The sequence below is a fragment of the Lentibacillus sp. Marseille-P4043 genome, assembly GCF_900258515.1.
Lineage (GTDB): Bacteria > Bacillota > Bacilli > Bacillales > Amphibacillaceae > Lentibacillus_C.
This window is the reverse complement of the sequence record NZ_LT984884.1, coordinates 2922532-2945245: the sequence shown is the minus strand read 5'-3', so window position 1 is coordinate 2945245 and position 22714 is coordinate 2922532. Positions and strand designations below refer to the sequence as shown.

Annotated in this window: 24 protein-coding genes; 19 read left to right on the top strand and 5 right to left on the bottom strand. The window is 36.7% G+C overall.

The annotated features are described in order from the left end of the window. Positions 1–75 precede the first annotated feature (75 nt). The 7 genes from tkt to C8270_RS14590 all read left to right on the top strand — a co-directional run bounded on the left by tkt (position 76) and on the right by C8270_RS14590 (position 5313). Complete coding sequence (gene tkt / locus C8270_RS14620) at positions 76–2082, top strand: transketolase (protein ID WP_106497539.1); 2007 nt, start codon at positions 76–78, stop codon at positions 2080–2082. Between the two features lie 181 nt (positions 2083–2263). Continuing rightward, positions 2264–2719: a sporulation inhibitor of replication protein SirA gene (gene sirA / locus C8270_RS14615; RefSeq protein ID WP_158701740.1), complete on the top strand. Its 456-nt coding sequence runs from the start codon at positions 2264–2266 to the stop codon at positions 2717–2719. A 50-nt stretch (positions 2720–2769) separates the two neighbouring features. Further along, complete coding sequence (locus tag C8270_RS14610) at positions 2770–2991, top strand: YneF family protein (RefSeq protein WP_106497537.1); 222 nt, start codon at positions 2770–2772, stop codon at positions 2989–2991. Between the two features lie 217 nt (positions 2992–3208). Continuing rightward, positions 3209–3913 (top strand): cytochrome c biogenesis CcdA family protein, encoded by a 705-nt coding sequence (locus tag C8270_RS14605; protein ID WP_106497536.1) that lies wholly within the window; start codon positions 3209–3211, stop codon positions 3911–3913. A gap of 64 nt (positions 3914–3977) precedes the next feature. Continuing rightward, positions 3978–4403: a Na(+)/H(+) antiporter subunit B gene (locus C8270_RS14600; RefSeq protein ID WP_106497535.1), complete on the top strand. Its 426-nt coding sequence runs from the start codon at positions 3978–3980 to the stop codon at positions 4401–4403. Between the two features lie 23 nt (positions 4404–4426). Beyond that, positions 4427–4813 (top strand): response regulator, encoded by a 387-nt coding sequence (locus C8270_RS14595; RefSeq protein WP_106497534.1) that lies wholly within the window; start codon positions 4427–4429, stop codon positions 4811–4813. A 23-nt stretch (positions 4814–4836) separates the two neighbouring features. After that, the gene (locus C8270_RS14590) at positions 4837–5313 is read left to right on the top strand and encodes a CcdC family protein (RefSeq protein ID WP_106497533.1); all 477 of its coding nucleotides are present in this window, start codon (positions 4837–4839) and stop codon (positions 5311–5313) included. A gap of 10 nt (positions 5314–5323) precedes the next feature. On the opposite strand, the gene C8270_RS14585 is transcribed toward C8270_RS14590, so the two are convergent. Beyond that, positions 5324–5779 (bottom strand): DUF2621 family protein, encoded by a 456-nt coding sequence (locus C8270_RS14585; RefSeq protein WP_234028576.1) that lies wholly within the window; start codon positions 5777–5779, stop codon positions 5324–5326. A 276-nt stretch (positions 5780–6055) separates the two neighbouring features. On the opposite strand from C8270_RS14585, the gene C8270_RS14580 reads away from it, so the two are divergent. The 7 genes from C8270_RS14580 to C8270_RS14550 all read left to right on the top strand — a co-directional run bounded on the left by C8270_RS14580 (position 6056) and on the right by C8270_RS14550 (position 12406). Beyond that, the gene (locus C8270_RS14580) at positions 6056–7165 is read left to right on the top strand and encodes an ATP-binding protein (protein ID WP_234028575.1); all 1110 of its coding nucleotides are present in this window, start codon (positions 6056–6058) and stop codon (positions 7163–7165) included. Positions 7166–7390: 225 nt separating this feature from the next. Continuing rightward, positions 7391–10117 (top strand): aconitate hydratase AcnA, encoded by a 2727-nt coding sequence (gene acnA / locus C8270_RS14575; RefSeq protein ID WP_106497531.1) that lies wholly within the window; start codon positions 7391–7393, stop codon positions 10115–10117. A 159-nt stretch (positions 10118–10276) separates the two neighbouring features. After that, positions 10277–10861: a TlpA family protein disulfide reductase gene (locus C8270_RS14570; protein ID WP_106497530.1), complete on the top strand. Its 585-nt coding sequence runs from the start codon at positions 10277–10279 to the stop codon at positions 10859–10861. Between the two features lie 207 nt (positions 10862–11068). Then, positions 11069–11221, top strand: coding sequence for an FbpB family small basic protein (locus C8270_RS14565; RefSeq protein ID WP_442785830.1), 153 nt, complete (start codon positions 11069–11071; stop codon positions 11219–11221). Positions 11222–11325: 104 nt separating this feature from the next. Further along, the gene (tlp, locus tag C8270_RS14560) at positions 11326–11559 is read left to right on the top strand and encodes a small acid-soluble spore protein Tlp (RefSeq protein WP_106497528.1); all 234 of its coding nucleotides are present in this window, start codon (positions 11326–11328) and stop codon (positions 11557–11559) included. A 122-nt stretch (positions 11560–11681) separates the two neighbouring features. Next, the gene (locus tag C8270_RS14555; protein WP_106497527.1) at positions 11682–12107 is read left to right on the top strand and encodes an acyl-CoA thioesterase; all 426 of its coding nucleotides are present in this window, start codon (positions 11682–11684) and stop codon (positions 12105–12107) included. Beyond that, complete coding sequence (locus C8270_RS14550; RefSeq protein WP_106497526.1) at positions 12107–12406, top strand: hypothetical protein; 300 nt, start codon at positions 12107–12109, stop codon at positions 12404–12406. Before C8270_RS14555 ends, C8270_RS14550 begins: the two co-directional genes overlap by 1 nt. Positions 12407–12447: 41 nt before the next feature. Here C8270_RS14550 and C8270_RS14545 read toward each other — a convergent pair whose 3' ends face one another. The 4 genes from C8270_RS14545 to plsY form a co-directional block, all read right to left on the bottom strand. Continuing rightward, the gene (locus tag C8270_RS14545; RefSeq protein ID WP_106497525.1) at positions 12448–12735 is read right to left on the bottom strand and encodes a HesB/YadR/YfhF family protein; all 288 of its coding nucleotides are present in this window, start codon (positions 12733–12735) and stop codon (positions 12448–12450) included. A gap of 21 nt (positions 12736–12756) precedes the next feature. Further along, on the bottom strand, positions 12757–12990 hold the full coding sequence (yidD, locus tag C8270_RS14540; RefSeq protein WP_106497524.1) for a membrane protein insertion efficiency factor YidD: 234 nt from the start codon (positions 12988–12990) through the stop codon (positions 12757–12759). A gap of 12 nt (positions 12991–13002) precedes the next feature. Next, positions 13003–13935: a GTP cyclohydrolase FolE2 gene (folE2, locus tag C8270_RS14535; RefSeq protein WP_106497523.1), complete on the bottom strand. Its 933-nt coding sequence runs from the start codon at positions 13933–13935 to the stop codon at positions 13003–13005. A 131-nt stretch (positions 13936–14066) separates the two neighbouring features. Then, positions 14067–14651, bottom strand: a complete 585-nt coding sequence (gene plsY / locus C8270_RS14530; RefSeq protein WP_106497522.1) for a glycerol-3-phosphate 1-O-acyltransferase PlsY — start codon at positions 14649–14651, stop codon at positions 14067–14069. A 194-nt stretch (positions 14652–14845) separates the two neighbouring features. Here plsY and C8270_RS14525 point away from each other — a divergent pair, with 194 nt between their 5' ends. From C8270_RS14525 to parC, 5 genes are all read left to right on the top strand, one after another. Further along, positions 14846–15910 (top strand): ABC transporter ATP-binding protein, encoded by a 1065-nt coding sequence (locus tag C8270_RS14525; protein WP_106498552.1) that lies wholly within the window; start codon positions 14846–14848, stop codon positions 15908–15910. Beyond that, on the top strand, positions 15910–17436 hold the full coding sequence (locus tag C8270_RS14520; RefSeq protein ID WP_106497521.1) for an ABC transporter permease/substrate-binding protein: 1527 nt from the start codon (positions 15910–15912) through the stop codon (positions 17434–17436). The genes C8270_RS14525 and C8270_RS14520 overlap by 1 nt, the downstream gene beginning before the upstream one ends. Before the next feature lie 18 nt (positions 17437–17454). Then, positions 17455–17874, top strand: a complete 420-nt coding sequence (locus tag C8270_RS14515; protein ID WP_106498551.1) for a CoA-binding protein — start codon at positions 17455–17457, stop codon at positions 17872–17874. A 408-nt stretch (positions 17875–18282) separates the two neighbouring features. Further along, positions 18283–20238, top strand: coding sequence for a DNA topoisomerase IV subunit B (parE, locus tag C8270_RS14510; protein WP_106497520.1), 1956 nt, complete (start codon positions 18283–18285; stop codon positions 20236–20238). 22 nt (positions 20239–20260) lie between these two features. Next, positions 20261–22711, top strand: coding sequence for a DNA topoisomerase IV subunit A (gene parC / locus C8270_RS14505; protein ID WP_106497519.1), 2451 nt, complete (start codon positions 20261–20263; stop codon positions 22709–22711). The last annotated feature ends 3 nt before the right edge of the window (positions 22712–22714 follow it).

The window sequence follows — 22714 nt, the reverse complement described above, 5'->3', positions numbered from 1 at the left end:
ATTACTTGTGGGAAATCCATCTTCATTATAAAATGTTAAGAGGTAGAAAGTATGTAAAATGAAAGGGGAATAAATATGTCAAAAGATGTCGAGCAGTTATCCATTAATACAATACGAACGCTAGCAATTGACGCAATCGAAAACGCAAATTCAGGTCATCCAGGTTTGCCAATGGGTGCCGCTCCGATGGCGTATACACTGTGGACTGATTTTATGAACCACAATCCAAAAAATTCAAAATGGTTTAATCGAGACAGGTTTGTTCTTTCAGCTGGCCATGGTTCCATGCTTTTATATGGGTTGCTTCATTTATCAGGATATAATGTTACCATTGATGATTTAAAAGGATTTCGTCAATGGAATTCAAAAACACCTGGCCATCCTGAAGTACATCATACAGATGGTGTAGAAGCAACAACTGGACCTCTTGGACAAGGTATTGCAATGTCGGTAGGAATGGCAATGGCTGAAGCACACCTTGCTGCAACATATAATCAGGATGACCTTTCCATTATTGATCATTATACATATGCACTTATCAGTGATGGTGACTTAATGGAAGGTATTTCACATGAAACAGCTTCACTTGCAGGCCATCTTGGATTAGGAAAATTAATTGCTTTGTATGATTCAAATGACATTTCACTAGATGGTGAACTTAATCGATCATTCTCTGATAATACAGAAGAACGTTTTAAAGCATACGGTTGGGAAGTTATTAGGGTGGAAGATGGAAATGATGTAGAAGCATTGCGTCAGGCCATAAAACAAGCAAAAGAAAATACCAAGCAACCGACATTAATTGAGGTAAAAACAATTATCGGCTATGGTTCACCTAATAAATCAAATTCCGCAGCATCACATGGTGCACCACTTGGTAAAGATGAAGTCAAATTAACAAAAGAGTATTATAAGTGGGAACAGGAAGACTTCAATGTTCCAGATGAAGTATATGCTGACTTCAAAGAAAAAATTAATAAACAAGGTGCTAAATCGGAACAAGAATGGAACGACCTTTTTAACCAATATCAGGAAAAATATCCTGAATTAGCGAATGAACTCGAGCTAGCAATAAAAGGTGATCTACCAGACAATTGGGACAAAGAATTACCAATATACGAACCGGAAAAAGATAAACTAGCAACAAGGGCCTCCTCTGGTGAAGTATTAAATGCGATTGCTCAATCTGTACCAAATTTCTTTGGTGGAAGTGCTGATTTAGCAGGATCGAATAAAACAAGCATTAAGGATGAGGCGGATTTTTCACGTGATAACTATGCTGGACGAAATATCTGGTTTGGTGTACGGGAACATGCAATGGCAGCCGCATTAAATGGAATGGCATTACATGGTGGATTAAATGTATATGCTGGTACCTTCTTCGTGTTTAGTGACTATTTGCGACCTGCTGTAAGGTTATCGTCTATTATGAAGACACCAGTAACATATGTGTTCACCCATGATTCGATCGCGGTTGGGGAAGATGGTCCAACCCACGAACCAATTGAACAACTAGCAGCTTTCCGCGCAATGCCGGGACTTTCACTTATTCGCCCAGCAGACGGCAACGAAACTCAAGCTGCCTGGCGTTTGGCATTGGAATCTACAGATCAGCCAACAGCTTTAGTACTAACTCGTCAAGGGCTGCCAACATTAGAGGGAACAAAGGAACATGCATATGAAGGTGTCAAAAAAGGCGCCTATGTGATTAGCAAAGCAACAAAAGATGAACCAGATGCATTGTTGCTTGCAACTGGGTCAGAAGTTCAATTAGCAGTGAAAGCCAAAAAAGAACTTCAAGAAATAGGTATTGATGTCAGTGTTGTAAGCATGCCTTCATGGGATCGATTTAATCAACAGGACGAAGCATACAAAAATGAAGTATTACCAGCAAACGTTAAGGCTCGGGTAGGAATCGAGATGGCTTCACCATTCGGCTGGGAACGCTATGTTGGCGATAACGGTACTGTTATTGGTATCGATACATTTGGCGCTTCTGCAAAAGGTGAAAAAGTTATCGATGAATATGGCTTCACTGTAGAAAATGTTGTTGCAGAAGTTAAAAAATTATTATCTAAATAAAATGAAACTCCATGCACTTTATTTGGACGAATAAAAATGGACAGGTGGCTTACAATTAGTGAGTCACCTGTTTTTTTGCTTTTTGTTCTGTTGTCGACAAAACTAGTTGGGTTTTGCATCAGGAAGTGACATATATTGCAGCTAGAATACGTATAATAGAATAAAAGAGGAGGGGTTTCCATTGGGTAATTATTCGATCTATTGGATAAAAGAGGAATTTGCTTATCGTTATTTCCATAAGAGTGGGATATTATATCGCTTTTTAAAGGAATATCAAACAAATACTGAAAGAACAGATCTGAAAAATCAATTTAACTATATTACCAAATCGTTTCCAGCTGCTTCTTTGTTAACCCATATCAAAAATCATCTGCAAACTAGAAAAAACATAATGGTGAATGGTAAGTATATTGAAATGTTTACCAATGATTCACACTATATTACTTTACATATTCAAGAAAAACAGATAAACTTTCGATGTGAAATGTTGCATGATGCCGAAAAATTGCTATTTCCTGCACTCCGCTCGTTTCACCCGTGTTTGTTTATCGTGGGAAATGATCTGGATAATTATGGCTGGATTTCACTAGTTTCCATGGAAAGAGCATATTTGCATGGACAGGTATTGTATTCTTAACATTGATTTACTATACTGTATAAGAGACAATAAGAAGGAGGAAAGCTTGAATGAGCACGATTTGGGTCGTATTAATTGCTATTATTGCGCTTATTGCTGGAATCGCTCTTGGATTTTTTATCGCCAGAAAATATATGATGAATTATCTGAAGAAGAACCCACCAATTAATGAGCAAATGCTTCGAACGTTAATGATGCAAATGGGACAAAAACCATCGCAAAAGAAAATTAATCAAATGATGCGAGCAATGAACAATCAACAAGGTAAATAATTAGCAATTATCGTATATTGTTAGGATAATGTATTAACATCATTGCATCATACCCCTTACTACCCTGCAGGTAATAAGGGGTATTTTAACACACGATGTATCAGAAGCCTCCTGTTTTTCCGTAAAAAGGTTTGGATAATTGTCAAATTCATTTGCTTTTATATAGTGGATTATCTGTTAAAATAGATAAAGCAAATGGTTTTATAGGAGGTTTAAGATGTCTGAAATTAATATTTTCATCGCATTTGGTGCAGGTTTTTTATCCTTTATCTCGCCATGTGTACTTCCACTTTATCCTGCCTTTTTATCGTATATAACTGGTATGAGTGTAAGTGAGTTAAAAGATGATAGCAAAACATTTAATAAAAAAAGTGTTTTACATACTATTTTGTTTTTACTAGGCTTCTCAAGCGTATTTGTCATTCTAGGATTTTCCACATCTTTAGTTGGGGAATTCTTGACTACTTATCAGGATTTAATTAGACAAATAGGTGCCATTTTAATTATTTTCTTCGGATTTGTTATTGTTGGCATATTGAATTTTAAATTTCTCATGAAAGATAAAAAAATCACTTTCAAAAATCGACCTGCTGGTTATATTGGATCTTTTATTATCGGGATGGCATTTTCATTGGGGTGGACACCGTGTACTGGACCGATCTTAGGTATTGTCATTACGTTAGCTGCACAGAATCCCGATCTTGGCTTCATGTTGATGATGTGCTATGCGTTAGGATTTTCATTGCCATTTTTGATTTTATCATTCTTCATTGGCAAACTAACTTGGATCAAACGTCACAGTATGCGTTTAGTTAAAATCGGCGGTTATGTTATGATTTTTATGGGAATTGCGTTATTTTTTGATTGGATGACAGATTTAACTTCTTATCTAAATGGCTTGTTTGGGTTTAGCGGCTTTTAGAATAGATTTTATACGATAATTGTATTATGATAATAACTATATAAGCCTTAAAGGAGTCCTATAAATGTATAAACCGAATGATCTCATTCTACGGACAACGACATCAGTGATCGCATTTATATTGTTGGGATTTGCTGTATACTTACTTTTAGCTGGTCATAATTCACCTGGTGGTGGGTTTGTTGGCGGTTTAATGACTGCCTCAGCAATTGTATTAATGTATATGTCCTATGGTATGGAAGCGGTAAAGAAAATTTTGCCAATAAATTTCCGTACACTTATTCCGATTGGATTGTTAATTGCTGTATCAACAGGAATCGGATCATTTGTTTTTAATGTACCATTCCTTTCTCACACGTTTGGTCATTTTACATTACCGATACTTGGGGAAGTTGAACTTGCAACAGCTATGCTATTTGACATGGGCGTATATGTAACAGTACTAGGTGTAACAATGACGATCATTTTAACCATTGCAAATGATCGATAACTATTATTGGGGGGAATAATAGCTTGGCAAAGATACTTGTAGTAGACGATGCTAAATTCATGAGGGCAACGCTCTCAACAATATTAAAAAAAGAAAACCATGAAATTGTAGGAGAAGCACAAGACGGAAAAGAAGCAATTGAACAATACAAACAAACAAAACCAGATTTAGTGACGATGGATATAACAATGCCTGTTATGAACGGCATAGATGCCATTAAAGAAATTAAAAAATATGATGATCAAGCAAAAATAGTGGTGTGTTCTGCGATGGGGCAACAAAAAGTGGTTGTTGGAGCGATTGAAATTGGAGCTAAAGATTTTATTGTGAAACCGTTTGACGAGAATCGAGTCTTAGATACTGTGAATAGAGTATTACATAAATTTGAACAAGCAAGTTCAAATAGCTAGTCATCTAGAAAGAGTTGATTTGAATGTTTTGGATAATAGCAAGTACAGTTGTTGCTGCATGTATGGCTACTTTAATGATTTTTGTACGGTTAAAAGCTGCAAAGAAGCCGGCATCAGTTAAAAAGATAATTTTGCCACCAGTTTTTATGAGTACAGGAGCATTGATGTTTGTTGTTCCTGCATTACGCGTCCCGTGGGCACAAGTTCTAGAGGCGTTTGTTGTAGGAATGATATTTTCCATATTTTTGATTAAATCATCAAAATTTGAAATAAAGCAAGATGACATATATTTGATCCCATCGAAATCATTTGTTTTTATTTTGTTCGGATTATTGGCCGTACGAATTATTATCAAATTGGTAATTGGCAGTACAATTTCGTTGGGGGAAACGAGTGGCATGTTCTTTTTACTCGCATTTGGAATGATTTTGACGTGGAGACTTGCCATGCTCTATAAATATAAAAAGTTAGAAAGGCAATTAAAGTATCGGAACGCATAAAACGCCTGCATTACTGCGGGCGTTTTTGTTTGCGTCGATACGTTTCAGGAGAGAGTTTAAATAACGGTTCGTATGGTGTTACATCAATTTCTTTTTCACGTAATTTTTTTCTTAAAAATTTATGGTCTCTTTTTGGAGTAGCAATAATGTAGCCTTCAATTAGAACATCTTGCGTAATTTTTTTCTGGTGTTTTTGCAAAGCTACCTCACCTATTTTACTGGCGATTTTTTGTCTGGCTACATCACGGAAAAGTTCTGGAACAGGTGAGACCAGCTCTTCTAGTAATTTTTTTTCACTATTCCCCCACATGTGCTTTGTTTTATCCATATAGTATTCTTCCCAGTCAAGAGTCGAATTACCGTCCTCTTTTGGTAGACGTTTTAAAAATTTACGAAACATGAAAAATCCACCGATTGACATGAGGGTAATCAACAAAATTCCCCACAATACGATTAAATAATCCATAATGACCGACATAATATCACCTATTTCTCTTATAGTATGTATAATAAATCAATTATATAAACAGTTCCAAAGATTTATTTTTTTCAACATTTATAGTAAGATACTAATAATTGGTACTTTTTGTTTAAACAAACGTTTATATAAAACAATAAGCACTAATATAATTATAATCGGAGTTATCGTTACATACAAGTGTCATATTATCGTGTTAGAAAACATATAAGTAGTTTTAAAGGGGATATATGTTGGATTGTGCAGAAAAAAGGGGGCGATGGTTTGAAGTACGAAATAGATCATTGTAAAAACACAGGTGATAACACGATTGAGAATCAACCGGATAGCTTGTATTTTTGTGATGAGACGGAACTGCCAAAATCGATGATTGAATGGATAGAACGGAATAAAAATGATTTGATAACGGTTTGGGATGAAAATGGAATAATCCGCTTTATGTCGAAATCTGTAGAACGTCTGTTAGGGTACAAAACATGTGAGCTTCAAGGAACACGTTGGTATGAAAAAATTTCACCAGAGGATGTTTCCTACATTGAAAAACATATTCATAATACAACATATACTGGGAAAATTTTTAATATCAACATACGCAATAAGTTTGGAAAGTATATTTGGTCCGAGTGTAATGTTGCAAAAATTCTTGATGATGAAACAAATGAAAACTATTATATTTCAACATTACGAGATATTTCAGATAAAAAAGAAATGGAAGAAATGATGATTCGGTCAGAAAAAATGTCGATTGCAGGTCAATTGGCCGCGGGTGTAGCACATGAAATTCGCAATCCATTGACATCCTTGAAAGGTTTTATCCAATTATTACAAGCAGGTGTTAATCGAAAAGAGGAATACTATAACATCATGATCGATGAAATTGAAAAAATGGAAACTATTACGTCTGAACTATTATTTATTTCAAAGCCGATGACAGATAATAAAAAAAATGAGTCAATAGCAGACATGATTCGGGATGTTGTTGAGTTATTGAAACCACAAGCAAAACTAAAAAATAGCATTATAGAATGGGAACAAACGAAAGATGCTTCGATTTATTGTGATCGTTCTCAAATGAAACAGGTATTCATAAATCTAATCAAAAATGCAATCGAAGCAATGGATGACGGCGGAATTATAAACATAAACGTTTACGCTACTGACTCAAACGTTATGATCGATATAATTGATCAAGGGACAGGTGTGCCGGAAGAAATTGTACATAAACTAGGTGAACCGTTTTTCACGACGAAACAAAATGGAACAGGCCTGGGACTTATGATCACACATCAAATACTGGAACACCATAAAGCTAAACTAGAAATATCGCGTAATAAAGTCAAGGGAAGTACGTTTCGAATCGTAATACAAAGATAAATAAATTTAAAGAAGTATAATTGTTAATTGCTATTATTCATTTGATATATAAGTATTAGTTATCAATTTACATAAGTTTTTAATATATAGGATATAAAGAGAAACAGTTGCATTTTTGAACAAAAATCATTTAATATATAGTAGATGATACATGTATTTATTGTCTACTATTCTAGCATGGGGTATGGAAAGAATGGATGACAACATGAAAGGGGTAAAGCTTACATGACAAAACAAAATGCGTTTGATGCGAAAAAGCAGTTTGAGCTAAATGGAAAAACGTATAATTATTATCAATTAAAAGCATTAGAAGACGCTGGTTTAGGAAAGGTTTCTCGCCTTCCATTTTCCGTTCGTGTCTTGTTAGAGTCACTTGTTCGTCAACATGATGGTCGTGTCATTAAAGATGAACACGTAACCGGATTAACTAAATGGGGAACAAATGAAGGTCAAGGTGTAGACGTACCATTTAAACCTTCACGCGTTATTTTACAAGATTTCACTGGTGTACCTGCAGTTGTTGACCTTGCTTCATTACGTAAAGCAATGGTTGATATGGGTGGGGAACCTGATAAAATCAATCCGGAAGTACCAGTTGATTTGGTAATTGACCACTCTGTACAAGTCGATCAGTATGGAACGGCGAATGCGCTTAAGGCCAATATGGAACTTGAATTTGAGCGTAATGCGGAGCGCTATCAATTTTTAAACTGGGCTCAAAAGGCATTTGAAAACTATCGTGCAGTACCACCAGCAACAGGTATTGTTCACCAAGTAAACTTAGAATATATTGCAAGTGTTGTTCATGGATTGGAAAATGAAGATGGAACGTATGATGCATTCCCAGACACACTTGTTGGTACTGATTCACATACGACAATGATTAATGGTCTTGGCGTACTAGGCTGGGGCGTTGGTGGTATTGAGGCTGAAGCAGGTATGCTAGGTCAACCTTCTTATTTCCCTGCACCAGAAGTTATTGGCGTTAAATTTACCGGTAGCTTCCCACAAGGAACAACAGCTACAGACTTGGCGTTAAAAGTTACCCAAGTTTTACGTGAACAAAATGTTGTTGGGAAATTTGTTGAATACTTTGGACCAGGCCTACAAGATATGCCTCTTGCTGACCGTGCAACAATTTCAAACATGGCGCCGGAATATGGTGCAACATGTGGTTTCTTCCCGGTTGATGAAGAATCACTAAATTATTTACGTCTAACAGGTCGTAAAGAAGACCATATTGCATTAGTTGAAAAATATTGTAAAGAAAACAATCTTTGGTATTCACCAGATCAGGAAGATCCTGAATACACTGAGCTTGTTGAAATTAACCTATCTGAATTAGAACCGAATCTTTCAGGTCCAAAACGTCCACAAGACTTAATTGCTTTATCAAATATGAAAGAAGAATTTAATAAGGCAGTTACTGCACCAGCAGGCAATCAAGGGCTAGGATTGGATAAATCAGAATTTGATAAAGAAATAACCATTGAACATCCAACTGGAAAAACTTCTACTATGAAAACAGGTGCACTTGCTATCGCTGCAATTACATCTTGTACAAATACATCTAATCCATACGTTATGCTTGGAGCCGGATTAGTTGCTAAAAAAGCAGTTGAAAAAGGATTAAGTGTACCAGAATATGTTAAGACGTCATTAGCTCCAGGATCTAAAGTTGTAACACGTTACCTTGACGATTCTGGTTTGCAGCAATACCTTGACCAAATTGGCTTTAATTTAGTTGGTTATGGTTGTACAACTTGTATTGGTAACTCTGGTCCGTTACGTGAAGAGATAGAAGAAGCAATCTCGAAAAATGATTTAACTGTTGCTTCCGTACTTTCTGGTAACCGTAACTTTGAAGGTCGTATACATCCATTAGTGAAAGCTAACTATTTAGCATCACCACCATTAGTTGTGGCATATGCATTAGCGGGAACGGTAGATATTGACTTGACCACTGAAGCGCTTGGCACAGATAAAGACGGTAATGCTGTTTATATGAAGGATATCTGGCCAACAATGGAAGAAATTAAAGAACAAGTGGAAAGTGTTGTTAAACCAGAAATTTTCCGCAAAGAATATGAAAATGTGTTTAACTCAAATGAAAAATGGAATGAAATTGATACAACAGATGAACCATTGTTTGCATGGGACCAAGAATCAACATACATTCAAAACCCACCGTTCTTTGAAGGATTGTCAAAAGAAGCAGGTTCTGTTACACCATTAAATAATCTTCGTGCAATCGGAAAATTTGGTGATTCGGTAACAACTGACCACATCTCACCAGCCGGAGCAATTGCGAAAGATATGCCTGCAGGACAATATTTACAAGATAAAGGTGTTACCCCACGTAACTTTAACTCTTATGGTTCAAGACGTGGTAACCATGAAGTAATGATGCGTGGTACATTTGCAAATATTCGTATCCGTAATCTTCTTGCTCCTGGTACTGAAGGCGGCTATACAACTTACTGGCCAACAGAGGAAGTAATGCCTATTTATGACGCTGCAATGAAGTATGAAGAAAATGGTACAGGTTTAATCGTTATGGGTGGTAAAGATTATGGAATGGGGTCTTCCCGTGACTGGGCAGCAAAAGGTACTATTTTGCTTGGTATAAAAACAGTTATTGCGGAAAGCTTCGAACGTATTCACCGCTCAAATCTTGTAATGATGGGTGTACTACCATTACAATTTGAAAAAGGTCAAAATGCTGATAAATTAGGTTTATCAGGTAAAGAGTCGTTTAATATTGAAATTGATGAAAATGTTAAACCACACGACCTAGTAAAAGTTACTGCAATTGATGAAAATGGAAAAACTACTGAATTTAATGCGATTGCTCGTTTTGATAGTGAAGTAGAAATTGACTACTATCGTCATGGCGGTATTCTGCAAATGGTTTTACGTAACAAATTAGAAACTAGTGAACTAGTAAACTAATTCTAGAAATGGAGAAGTCCTTACATCAATTGGTGTAAGGACTTCTCTTTATTCTCCTTCATGAATAATTTTCGAACAACAGCCATATCCTCTTTACAAATATGAAAAACATCATGCATACTATATACAGCATAGTGTTAAGCAAGGAGAGTCATGTTAATGAAGCAGGTACTTGGAATTATTGTAATTGTTCTTCTGGCAGGAATCGTAATATTTAATGTAGTGGAGAAAGAGGATGAGAATACTGCGACCAATGAAGATCCGGAAAATGTTAGCCCGGATTCAGATATGGCAGGGGCGGCAATTGTTCCTCCTGGAAAAACTGGGGTTGAAACTGGGGAAAAGGCACCAGACTTTGAGCTTGAGACACTCTCCGGGGAAACAGTTAAACTATCTGAGCTAAAAGGGCAAAAGGTTTTCTTGAATTTTTGGGCTAGCTGGTGTGGACCTTGTCGTATTGAGATGCCTGAAATGCAAAAGTTTTATGAGGAACACCAAGGGGAAGTGGAGATAATTGCTGTAAATACCGATACGAACAAGGAGAAAGCAAGAAAGTTTATCGATGAGTACGATTATACGTACCCGGTTCTATTAGACAAAAAAATGAAGGTTTCTGAGCAATACATGGTATCTGCACTACCAACGACTTACTTTATTGGAAAAGATGGTAAGGTTCAAGAGTCAAAAAAAGTTGGACCAATGACATATGATTTTATGGTCGATATGTTACATTCTCTAGAATAGTTATAAATTTTTGAAGAAATGGTAATACTTCTGTTAAAGAGGTTGTTCAAAAAGTCCGGTAAAAATGACACATCGAATTTCTTCGTTGGCTTGCTTTTCCGTTCCTCACGTATTATTTAGCATACGTTCCGGTACTCAAAGCTACGCTGTCTCGAACTTCTCGGTCCTTTTTATCCTCCTTTTTGAACACGCACTTAAAAGGAGTGGATTGCTATTTCTTTAAAGAGAAGATTATCGTTTGAGGAATTGGTGAAAGAAAATCGTAAACAAATTGTGCAAGACCAATTATTAATGGACAAGATAGAGCAAAATATAGAGATAAAACGAAATGAATCGATAAAAAAAGCAAATGAAATGTAATTAATCACAAGCACCTAACTATTCTAGTAAGGTGCTTCTTTTTGTATAGAATGATTTTTATTGCAGAAAATAGAGTTGATACTTGATGTGAAAGGAGAATATAAATGGTGAAAAATAACAAACCAAAACCTGATGATCGCAGCGATAACGTAGAAAAGTTGCAAAGTGCGGTACAAGATACGATTCAAAACATTGAAGAAGCACATGAAACAATGCAATTTTCTTCAGGCGAAGAAAAAGAAAAAATTGAAGCTAAAAACAAGCGTCGTGAAGAAGCGATTGAAGGTATGCGGCAAGAAATACAAGATGAGGCAAGCGATAATCAGCTAAACCAATAATTTCAGATTACCTCAAGCCATCCTTATGGTTTGAGGTTTTTACTTACATAGGCATCGTGTCTTATTTCAATCCAAAATTGTGATAAAATGGTAGAGATGAGTAATTACAAGGAGGAAATACTGTGAATAAGGTACGTACACCAATAGAAGTAAGATACCAGGAGACAGATCAAATGGGTGTTGTCTATCATGCAAATTATTTAGTTTGGTTTGAAATAGGAAGAACAAAATATATTGAAAGCTTAGGCTTGAACTATGCAGATATGGAGGGGGACAATGTTGTGTCCCCAGTAACAGATGCACAAATTTCATTTAAAAAACCAGTTCGCTATGGTGAAGATGCAGTAGTTGAAACATGGCTGGAAAAATATGATGGATTACGTACGGTATACGGTTATCAAATAATAGATGAACAGGGCAATGTTGCGGTAAGTGGAACTACAAAACATGTTATTGTGAAAAAAGATAGCTTTCGCCCGTTATCATTGCGAAAAGCTTTTCCCGACTGGCACGATGCATATAGCAAACAAATTAATGGAGATTCTTAATGGCATTTGGATTGAAACGGCAAGAATTAATCCGATGGAAGCAAGAAGTGAGAAAAGGAAATATTGCTTTTCTCACACACTATTGGCAGGACCCAAGATTTCCAGGTTGTTATACAGTCACAAAGGTCGGATGTAGCGATATAAATAAGTTGGCAGCCTGGGGATTTCGTTATGGATTGAGAAAAGAATGGATTGATCATCATCAAGATTATCCTCATTTTGACTTATTTGGTAAAAATCAAAAAGAGATTTTACAAAAAGAACAGCAATGGGGGCAAATTAAACAATTCGACTTGTAAAAAATGGGGAAAATCACGTGTTCGTGACTTTCCCCACTTTATTAGTCATATACAAATTCTGGTTCATCTTTATTCTGGTTAAGCCTTACATATAAGTTATTGTCATCAAAATACCACGCGTCTTTTGCTTCAATAAAAAATGTCAACCCACCGGCTTTACAAGTTATAAAGGCTTCATACGGTGAATCTACACGAACTCCAAGAGAAAAGCCTGGAATACGCCCGCCAGAGCCGCCATACCTTACATAAAAGCGAAGTTGGTTGGTATCATCGATATCTAGTTCTTCCTTGTACCATTCAGCTACCTCTTCGGTTACATGTAATTTCAATCAAATCCAGCTCCTTTATAGCTACGTATGATTTTTTTCTTTTTTTTCTGGCACTAAATCAACTCCACCAGGGTGGAATGGGTGGCACTTTGCAATTCGCCTGATTGTTAAATAGGCTCCTTTAATTGCTCCAAACCGTCTAAACGCTTCTAAACCGTATTCTGAACATGTAGGGTAAAACCTGCATGTTGGTGGTTTAAATGGGCTGATCGCTTTTCGATAAAATTGAATGATAGCTATGAAAATATATTTCATTATTTTCCCTTTTTAAGCTGACGTAACATTTTTGTCATACGTCACAGATGCGATTGCGTCATGCATATGAATTGATTCTTCATTACGGCAAACAACTTTAAATTTCTGCACAGAAGCCATTTCGTATAAGTCTGCCGCAACAAGGCGGACCATATCTTCAACAAATCGTGGATTTTCGTATGCGTGCTCTGTTACCATTTTTTCATCAGGTCGTTTTAAAACAGGATGTAAACGACAGCTGGCATTACTTTCTGCAGCTTCAAGCAACATTTCTTTCCAATCCATTTTTTCCTCATCAAAATTATGATCAATTTCAGCTTCCATTGTGACACAACCGCGCTGGTTATGTGCACTATACTCACTGATTTCTTTAGAACAAGGACATAAGGTCGTAATCAGTACAGAAAGAGAAACAGTGATATTAAATCCTCTTTCCTGATCGTAGGCAACAGTAATCTCTGCATCTGCATGGTTCATTCCTGTCAGTCCTGATTGGGGACCGCGACGTTCGTAAAACCAAGGAAATGAAACAGCTATTTTAGCATCACGCTGTTTTAAACGTTCAGCAAGATCCTTTGTAAATTGTTTTAAAGTAGAGATATCTGCTGTGAATCCAGCTTCATGATACAGTGTTAGTTGCTCTGTAAAACGACTCATATTTGTACCTTTGCTTGACTTTTCAATGGCTGAAGAAAAACGAAATGTTCCAATGCTGGTTTGTGTAGTAGGATTTAGATTACTTTGGACCATTATTGGATGTTTTACATTGGAAATCCCAACTTCGTCTAAATCAAATAAAAAGTCTTTTTTTGTATTTTGTAAATCGGCCATCTTGTTTTTCTCGACCGGTTTAGTTTTTGGACCTGGCTCAACGGAACCAAATAATTTATGACGTTCTGCTTTGTTTGGTAATTGTTTTTTTGGGAGTGTATTAACTTTATCCATAACAACGATAGCTCCTCTCTGCTCTCTAACTACTAAAAATTATACTCAATCTAATAGTAATATTCAATTGTTTGGCTTGTACAAACTTACTTGACAAAACAGCCAGAAATCGGGCGCTTGCGCTTTTGTTCTTACATCCATTTAATCTTTGGTTCTGTTTTATTTTTGATGCGTTTGATGTTCTCTTTATGTCGATAGAAAACAAAGATTGTTAATGCTGCAACTACAATGATTAGCCCTATATCTTCCTGGAGAAGAAAAGCCACAATGACGGACACAATACCTGTTATCATCGAGGAAAGGGATACATATTTGGACAAATATAACGCTAGCAAAAAAGTGACGACCATACTAATAAATAATAATGGGCTTACACCTAAAATTATCCCACCAGAAGTCGCAACAGCTTTACCACCTTTAAATTTTGCAAATAGTGGATATGTATGACCAATAACAGCAAACAGTCCTATGGCTAACCGATAAACATCTGCTTCAACCAATAACGGTAGCAATGTTGCGATTGTTCCTTTAAGAATATCGGATAGTGTAACCATAATTCCTGCTTTTACACCTAATACCCGAAACGTATTGGTTGCACCTAAGTTACCGCTTCCATGTTCGCGGATATCTAATTTATATCCTAGTTTGCCGACAATTAGTGCTGATGGGATAGAACCTAAGAGATACGCAATAATAGCAAATACAATATATTCCATCTTGTTTCCTTCTCTCTATACATAATATAGTATAGTTTATTTTATCATGAACTTATGATGGAAAGAACCCAAAATAATGATTCATCGCTATTTTAATGCATTTAGCTTGCGAAATCTTAAAATGTTTTTGAAACTGGTATTGGGGGTATCTGCCAAAATGGAGGTAAAAATAGAAATTGGAAGGGATGAAAGGTTTGATTGAATTTAAAAATGTAACGAAAGTATATTCTGATGGTACAGAGGCGTTAAATGATTTTTCCCTTCAGGTTAATAGTGGGGAATTAGTAACATTAATTGGACCAAGTGGTTGTGGAAAGACAACGACAATGAAAATGATTAATCGTTTAATCGAACCTACTTCCGGATCAATTTACATAAACGGTAAAAATATTAATGACTATAACATTCATGAATTGCGCTGGAATATTGGCTATGTTTTGCAAGAAATTGCCTTATTTCCACACCTGACAATTGAAGAGAATATTGCGGTTGTGCCAGAAATGAAAAAGTGGAAACGGAATAAAATACGAGAACGCAGCATGGAATTGTTGGAAATGGTCGGACTTGATCCATCTACATATCAGAAGCGAATGCCTAGTGAGTTATCAGGTGGCGAGCAGCAACGTATCGGAGTAATCCGTGCATTGGCAGCAAATCCAGACATTATATTAATGGACGAGCCTTTTAGTGCACTGGATCCAATTAGTCGGGAACAACTGCAGCATGATATTCGAGCATTACAAAAAGAAATTAAAAAGACAATCGTATTTGTCACGCATGATATGGATGAAGCGATGGCAATCGGTGATAAAGTATGTTTAATGCGCAATGGAAAAATCGTTCAAGTTGATTCACCACAACAGTTAATCTTACATCCAGCAACACCATTTGTTAAAGATTTCATTGGTGAGCGCAAATCACCATGGCAAACAGCGATCGATGTTATTGCGGATCAATCAAATGATCGTGTTATTACCAAAAACGAATTTGAGCATCAAACATACAATGCAACTGGTACATCGATTATTAGGGATGAGCACAACATGTACTATGGTGCTACAACAAATGGGGTGTTCCATGAAACGAGAACACTTGAAAATGATCTGCCCCTCTATAAGGCAACGGAAATCATTCAATCTAGTGATCAAACATTATTTCCTGTCGTTAAAGAACAAAGATTAGTGGGAGTATTAAGCGATAAGGATATCGTGGCATTTCTAAAAAGTAAAACAAAAATGGAAAACGGGGTGATTCAATAATGGATGCGTTTATCTCTGTTTTCGAAAAAAGACAAGATACATTAGTAGAAACCATTTGGGAACATTTGCAACTATCATTATTATCATTAATTATTGCAATAGTTATCGCTGTGCCATTAGGTTTAATACTTACGAGGTACCAACGTGTTGCAGAACCAATAATCGGCATGTCAGCTATTATGCAGACAATTCCCAGTTTGGCTGTATTAGCTCTTCTAATTCCGTTCTTTGGAATTGGTACTACACCGGCCATTATCGCATTAACTGCATATGGGTTATTGCCAATTTTGCGTAATACATATACAGGGATAATGGAAGTTGACCCTGCTTTAAAAGAAGCAGCAACGGGAATGGGAATGAATTCATTTAAACGATTGACCAAGGTCGAATTACCGATTGCAATGCCTGTTATTATGGCTGGAGTTCGTACCTCAATGGTGTTAATTGTCGGAACAACAACGATCGCAGCATTAATTGGTGCTGGTGGTTTGGGTGAATTGATTTTGCTGGGGCTTGATCGTGGTGCAGATATCAATTTGATTCTATTAGGTGCGATTCCTGCCGCACTACTGGCAATTATTCTGGATTTTATTTTACGTGGATTTGAGCGAGTATCTAAACGATCCGGATTCAAATCATTCATTGCAATGCTAATTATTGCGGTACTCGTTGTAGCTTCTCCATTAATATTTCATTCAGGGAAAAAGGCGGATTTGGTTATTGGAGCTAAATTAGGTGCAGAACCAGCCATTCTAATCAACATGTATAAGTTGTTAATTGAAGAAAATACAGATTTGAATGTTAAATTGGAACCCGGCTTAGGTAAAACAGCATTTGTGTTTGATGCCTTAAAAGAAGGCAGTATCGATATTTATCCAGAGTTCACAGGTACTGCGATTGTCACCCATTTGGAGCAGAAAGCAAATAGTAATGATCCGAACGAAGTCTATGAGCAGGCGAAACAAGGTATGAAAGAACAATATGATATGGCATTACTAGCGCCAATGGAATACAACAATACATATGCTGTAGCAACTACGAAAGAATTTGCAACGCAACATGATTTAACATCGATAGGTGATTTAAATAAGGTGGAAGACAATAGTACTGCAGGCTTTACACTAGAGTTTAAAGACAGGTATGATGGGTATGTAGGGATGCAAGATATATATCAATTAGATATTGCCAATGTAAAAACAATGGAACCGGGAATTCGCCAAAAGGCATTGTCTAATGGTGAAGTTGATATTATTGATGCTTATGCAACAGATAGCTATATGATAGAATTGGGTCTCGTAACATTGGATGATCCTAAAAATTTATTTCCACCATACCAAGGTGCACCACTTTTGCGTGCAGAAACATTAGAAAAATATCCGGAGCTTGAAAAGATATTAAATAGACTAGGTGGCAAAATAACAGATGATCAAATGCGGAAAATGAATTATCGTGTAGACTATAACGATATTTCACCAGAAAAGGTAGCAAGACAATTTTTGAGCGAACATAATTTGCTTGATAAATAGGAGGTAAAAGAAATGGCAATGGAAAATCCTACAAATGATACTATAAAAGACGTGTTACAGAATGCAAAGACAATAGCTGTTGTTGGTTTGTCTGATAATCCAGAACGTACATCCTATCAAATTTCCAAACGGATGCAGGAAAACGGCTATCAGATTATTCCTGTGAACCCTAAGGTTGATGAGGTTTTAGGTGAAAAAGCGTATCCGTCCTTAACAGCTATTGATCAGAAATTTGATATTATAAATGTATTTCGTCGATCAGAATTTTTGCCAGACATAGCAAGGGAAGCCGCCCTTACAGACGCAAACGTATTATGGGCCCAGCAAGGTGTAGCAAACCAAGAGGCATATGACTATTTGCAGGAACGTGATTTTACAGTAATCATGGACCTCTGCATAAAGGTTGCACATTCTGTATTAATTGGGAATAAACAGTAAAAAGGGTGACTCATATCGGTCATCCTTTTTATTGTTGTAATAGAGGTTGTTCAAAAAGTCCGGTGAAAATGACACATCTTTCTTCGTTGGCTTGTTTCTCCGCTTCTTGGAAAAGAAAATCGCTTTTCCTTCGTGCGATGTAGTTTCAGGGGGTGTCCCTTGTGCTCATGTATCTAAATGCATACATTCCGCTACTCGAAACTACGCCGCCTCGAACTTCTCGGTCCTTTTCATCCTCCTTTTTGAACACGCACTAATAACAGTATTTCATAAGATAGCTATACAAGCAGAATTTACTTGTAGTATACTAATAAACATGTCCATTTTACAGATTTAATTTACAATAACAAACATTTGTTCTAATATAGTAATAAAGCATATGCGTGTGTGAAGGGAGTAGAGAACGAATTGGATAAACAGTCGCTACAATATTCTGATGATTCGATTCAAATATTAGAGGGTCTTGATGCAGTTAGAAAGAGGCCCGGAATGTATATTGGGAGTACGGACTCTCGCGGGCTCCATCATTTAGTTTTTGAAATAGTCGATAATGCTGTTGATGAAGCTTTAGCCGGATACGGTGATTTAATTAAGGTTACGATACATAAAGATAATAGTATTTCCGTGGAAGACAGTGGACGGGGGATACCAACAGGGATGCACAGCACCGGTAGACCAACAATTGAAGTGATTTTTACGATTTTACACGCTGGTGGTAAATTTGGCCAAGGCGGCTACAAAACAAGTGGGGGGCTGCACGGTGTCGGTGCTTCTGTTGTAAATGCTTTATCAGAATGGTTGGAAGTAACCAGTTTTCGTGATGGATACACTTATTATCAGCGTTTTGAAAATGGCGGTAAACCGGTTGGAACCTTGAAAAAGGGTGAAGCAACAAGGAAGAAAGGTTCGATTATCCACTTCAAGCCAGACAACTCTATTTTTTCGACCACTATATTTAACTTCGAAACATTATCTGAACGATTACGTGAAGCTGCATTTCTTTTAAAAGGGCTAAAAATTGAATTGATAGATGAACGGGAGAAACGAAAAGAAGCTTATCAGTACCCTGATGGATTGGAATCATTTGTTAAATTCTTAAACGAAGAAAAAGATACATTACACCCGGTTGTATCATTTGAAGGGGAGCAACAGGAAATTGAAGTAGACTTTGCTTTTCAATTTAATGATGGGTATGCCGAGAGTATGTTATCTTTCGTCAATCATGTTCGGACAAAAGATGGCGGTACACATGAATCAGGTGCTAGAACAGCGATTACCCGGATTTTTAATGATTATGCAAGAAAGACAGCTTTGTTAAAAGAAAAGGATAAAAATCTGGAAGGTACCGATATCCGAGAAGGGTTTACTTCCATTGTGTCTGTTAGAATTCCGGAAGAAAAGCTGCAATTTGAAGGGCAGACAAAAGGTAAACTGGGAACATCTGAAGCAAGGTCAGCAGTTGATGCGGTCGTTTCCGAGAAGCTTTCCTACTTTTTAGAAGAAAATCCCGACGTTGCTGGTTTATTAATTCGAAAGGCGATTAAGGCTAAAGAAGCTCGAGTAGCTGCAAGAAAAGCACGCGAAGATGCCAGGACAGGCAAAAAGAAGAAACGAAAAGATACATTGCTAAGTGGGAAATTAACCCCAGCACAATCTAAAAACCCACAAAAAAATGAACTTTACTTAGTTGAGGGGGATTCTGCTGGAGGCTCTGCGAAACAAGGGAGAGATCGTAAATTTCAGGCGGTACTTCCGTTAAGGGGTAAAGTGATCAATACGGAAAAGGCCAAGCTTCAGGATGTATTTAAAAATGAAGAAATTTCAACGATCATTCACACTATTGGTGCGGGTGTTGGTGGCGATTTTGATTTAGATGACGTACAATATGATAAAATCATTATCATGACTGATGCTGATACGGATGGTGCGCATATTCAAGTATTGTTATTAACTTTTTTCTATCGTTATATGCGTTTATTGGTTGAAACTGGAAAAGTTTACATTGCTTTACCGCCTTTATATAAAGTTTCTAAAGGTAAAGGCAAAAATGAAAAAATTGTTTATGCATGGGAAGATAATGAATTACAGGATATTTTAAAGGAATTTAAAAACGGTTATACAATACAACGATACAAAGGTCTCGGAGAAATGAATGCAGATCAATTATGGGAAACAACAATGAATCCGCAAACTCGAACTTTAATTCGTGTGACTATCGATGACCTTGCACGGGCTGAACGAAGGATTACAACGCTTATGGGTGACAAGGTGGAACCAAGACGAAAATGGATTGAAGGCAATGTTCAATTTGGGATGGACGATGCTGAAAATATATTAGAAAATGATAAAATTCATATAGATTAAATGTAAAAAAGGGGGGATTGGTTTGTCACAACCAGAGAAGTATTTGGACCTTCCACTTGAAGAAGTTATTGGTGATCGATTTGGAAGGTATAGTAAATATATTATTCAGGATAGAGCATTACCTGATGCTAGGGATGGTTTAAAACCAGTACAGCGCCGGATTTTGTATGCTATGTTTGAGGAAAAAAACACGCATGATAAAAACTTTCGTAAATCGGCTAAAACAGTTGGTACCGTAATTGGGAACTACCACCCGCATGGAGATTCATCGGTATATGAGGCAATGGTACGACTAAGTCAGGAATGGAAAGTACGTAATGTGCTAGTTGAGATGCATGGTAACAACGGTAGCATTGACGGAGACCCTCCAGCTGCCATGCGGTATACAGAAGCACGTCTGGCTAGCATTGCATCAGAATTGCTTCGCGATATCGATAAGGAGACAGTTGATTTCATTCCCAATTTTGACGACACGATACAGGAACCGGTTGTTCTTCCAGCTAAATTTCCGAATCTACTAGTTAATGGATCAACAGGTATTTCATCTGGGTATGCGACAGATATTCCACCACATAACTTAGCGGAAGTAATTGATGCTGTAATTAAAAAAATCGATAAACCTTCCGTTACAGTTGATGAGTTAATGGATGTTATCAAAGGACCTGATTTTCCAACTGGCGGGATTATTCAAGGCGTTGACGGAATCAAGAAAGCCTATGAAACAGGAAAAGGTAAAATAGTTGTTCGGGGAAAAGCAACAGTTGAATCGGTTCGAGGGAATCGTGAACAAATCGTTATTGATGAAATTCCGTATGAAGTTAACAAAGCAAATATGGTAAAAAAAATCGATGAACTTCGGATTGATCGGAAAGTAGAAGGAATTGCTGAAGTCCGAGACGAAACGGACCGTACAGGATTAAGAATTGTCATTGAATTGAAGAAAGATGCAAAAAGCGAGGGTGTTCTTAAGTACTTATATAAAAATACCGATCTACAGGTTACATACCATTTTAATATGGTAGCAATTCAAGATAAGACACCTAAATTGCTTTCTTTACCGCAAATACTTGATGCCTATATTGCACATCAAAAAGAAGTTGTGACAAGGCAAACAACTTTTGAATTAAGAAAAGCAAATGAACGATCACATATTGTTGAGGGATTAATTAAAGCCATATCTATTTTAGATGAATTGATTGCGACAATCCGGGCATCAAAAAACAAAGGCGATGCTAAAAAGCGGATTATTGCTGCCTATGGTTTTTCTGAAGCGCAGGCTGAGGCAATTGTTATGTTGCAATTGTACCGACTAACGAATACGGATATTACATCACTTGAAAAAGAAGCAGATGATTTACGAAAAAAAATCACTACATTAGAAGCTATACTGTCAAGTGATAAAAAATTACTGCAAACGATTAAAGCTGATTTAAAACAGCTGAAAAAAACGTATGCGGATCAACGTCGTACTATGATTGAGAACGAAATTGAAGAATTAAAGATTAACATTGAGGTAATGGTTGCTAGTGAAGATGTACTCGTTTCGGTTACAAAAGATGGATATATTAAAAGAACAAGTTTACGTTCGTACGCTGCTTCGAACGGTAAAGATTTAGCAATTAAAGATGAGGATCACCTGGTAGGTTTAATTGAATTGAATACAACAGATAAAATTTTATTATTTACGAACAAAGGAAAATATATTTTTATTCCAATTCACGAACTACCAGACATTCGCTGGAAGGATATTGGTCAACATATTTCTAATATTGTTACCCTTGATAAAGACGAGCGGATTATTCAATGTATTCCAGTTCGAACCTTTTCAGATGATAATTACCTCGTATTTTTCACAAAAAATGGCGTGGTAAAACGTAGTGAAATAAAATTATATGAAGCACAGCGATATTCCAAAGCGCTTGTTGCAATAAATCTAAAAAATGATGATGAGTTGGTAAATGTTTTTCAAACAAACGGTCATTGTGATATATTCGTTACTTCCAATAAAGGATATGGATTGTGGTATCATGAATCTGATGTAACCCCTGTTGGTCAAAGAGCAGCGGGCGTTAAAGCAATGCAACTTAAAAAAGACGAGTTTGTTATAAGTGGGCAAGTTTTTGATGACTTAGCTGAGCCATCAATCGCGTTAGTAACACATCGTGGTGCATGTAAACGGATGAAATTAAGTGAATTCGAGAAATCCAGTCGTGCAAAACGTGGCTTGGTCATGCTTCGTGAACTAAAAAACAAGGCTCATCGTGTACGAGGATCCTTTATTATTAATGAAAATGATACAATCTGTTTCAAAACAAGTAAAGGGGAAACACACAATTTATTCCCATTGGAGCTATCAGCTAGTGATCGATATAGTAATGGTTCTTTTGTCATTGATACAGATAATCAAGGTGAAGTGGTTGAAGTTTGGAAAGATGCTGTTTATAAGAAACCTTTTACCGATACCGATGAATAAATT

What these genes read in the sequence shown, in the direction of transcription:
- C8270_RS14605 (WP_106497536.1), top strand. Translation starts at nt 3,209, where the DNA reads ATGTCTGAAATTAATATTTTCATCGCATTTGGTGCAGGTTTTTTATCC.
- C8270_RS14600 (WP_106497535.1), top strand. Translation starts at nt 3,978, where the DNA reads ATGTATAAACCGAATGATCTCATTCTACGGACAACGACATCAGTGATC.
- acnA (WP_106497531.1), top strand. Translation starts at nt 7,391, where the DNA reads ATGACAAAACAAAATGCGTTTGATGCGAAAAAGCAGTTTGAGCTAAAT.
- tlp (WP_106497528.1), top strand. Translation starts at nt 11,326, where the DNA reads ATGGTGAAAAATAACAAACCAAAACCTGATGATCGCAGCGATAACGTA.
- plsY (WP_106497522.1), bottom strand. Translation starts at nt 14,651, where the DNA reads ATGGAATATATTGTATTTGCTATTATTGCGTATCTCTTAGGTTCTATC.
- folE2 (WP_106497523.1), bottom strand. Translation starts at nt 13,935, where the DNA reads ATGGATAAAGTTAATACACTCCCAAAAAAACAATTACCAAACAAAGCA.
- C8270_RS14585 (WP_234028576.1), bottom strand. Translation starts at nt 5,779, where the DNA reads ATGGATTATTTAATCGTATTGTGGGGAATTTTGTTGATTACCCTCATG.
- yidD (WP_106497524.1), bottom strand. Translation starts at nt 12,990, where the DNA reads ATGAAATATATTTTCATAGCTATCATTCAATTTTATCGAAAAGCGATC.
- C8270_RS14610 (WP_106497537.1), top strand. Translation starts at nt 2,770, where the DNA reads ATGAGCACGATTTGGGTCGTATTAATTGCTATTATTGCGCTTATTGCT.
- C8270_RS14520 (WP_106497521.1), top strand. Translation starts at nt 15,910, where the DNA reads ATGGATGCGTTTATCTCTGTTTTCGAAAAAAGACAAGATACATTAGTA.
- tkt (WP_106497539.1), top strand. Translation starts at nt 76, where the DNA reads ATGTCAAAAGATGTCGAGCAGTTATCCATTAATACAATACGAACGCTA.
- C8270_RS14590 (WP_106497533.1), top strand. Translation starts at nt 4,837, where the DNA reads ATGTTTTGGATAATAGCAAGTACAGTTGTTGCTGCATGTATGGCTACT.
- C8270_RS14570 (WP_106497530.1), top strand. Translation starts at nt 10,277, where the DNA reads ATGAAGCAGGTACTTGGAATTATTGTAATTGTTCTTCTGGCAGGAATC.
- C8270_RS14550 (WP_106497526.1), top strand. Translation starts at nt 12,107, where the DNA reads ATGGCATTTGGATTGAAACGGCAAGAATTAATCCGATGGAAGCAAGAA.
- C8270_RS14515 (WP_106498551.1), top strand. Translation starts at nt 17,455, where the DNA reads ATGGAAAATCCTACAAATGATACTATAAAAGACGTGTTACAGAATGCA.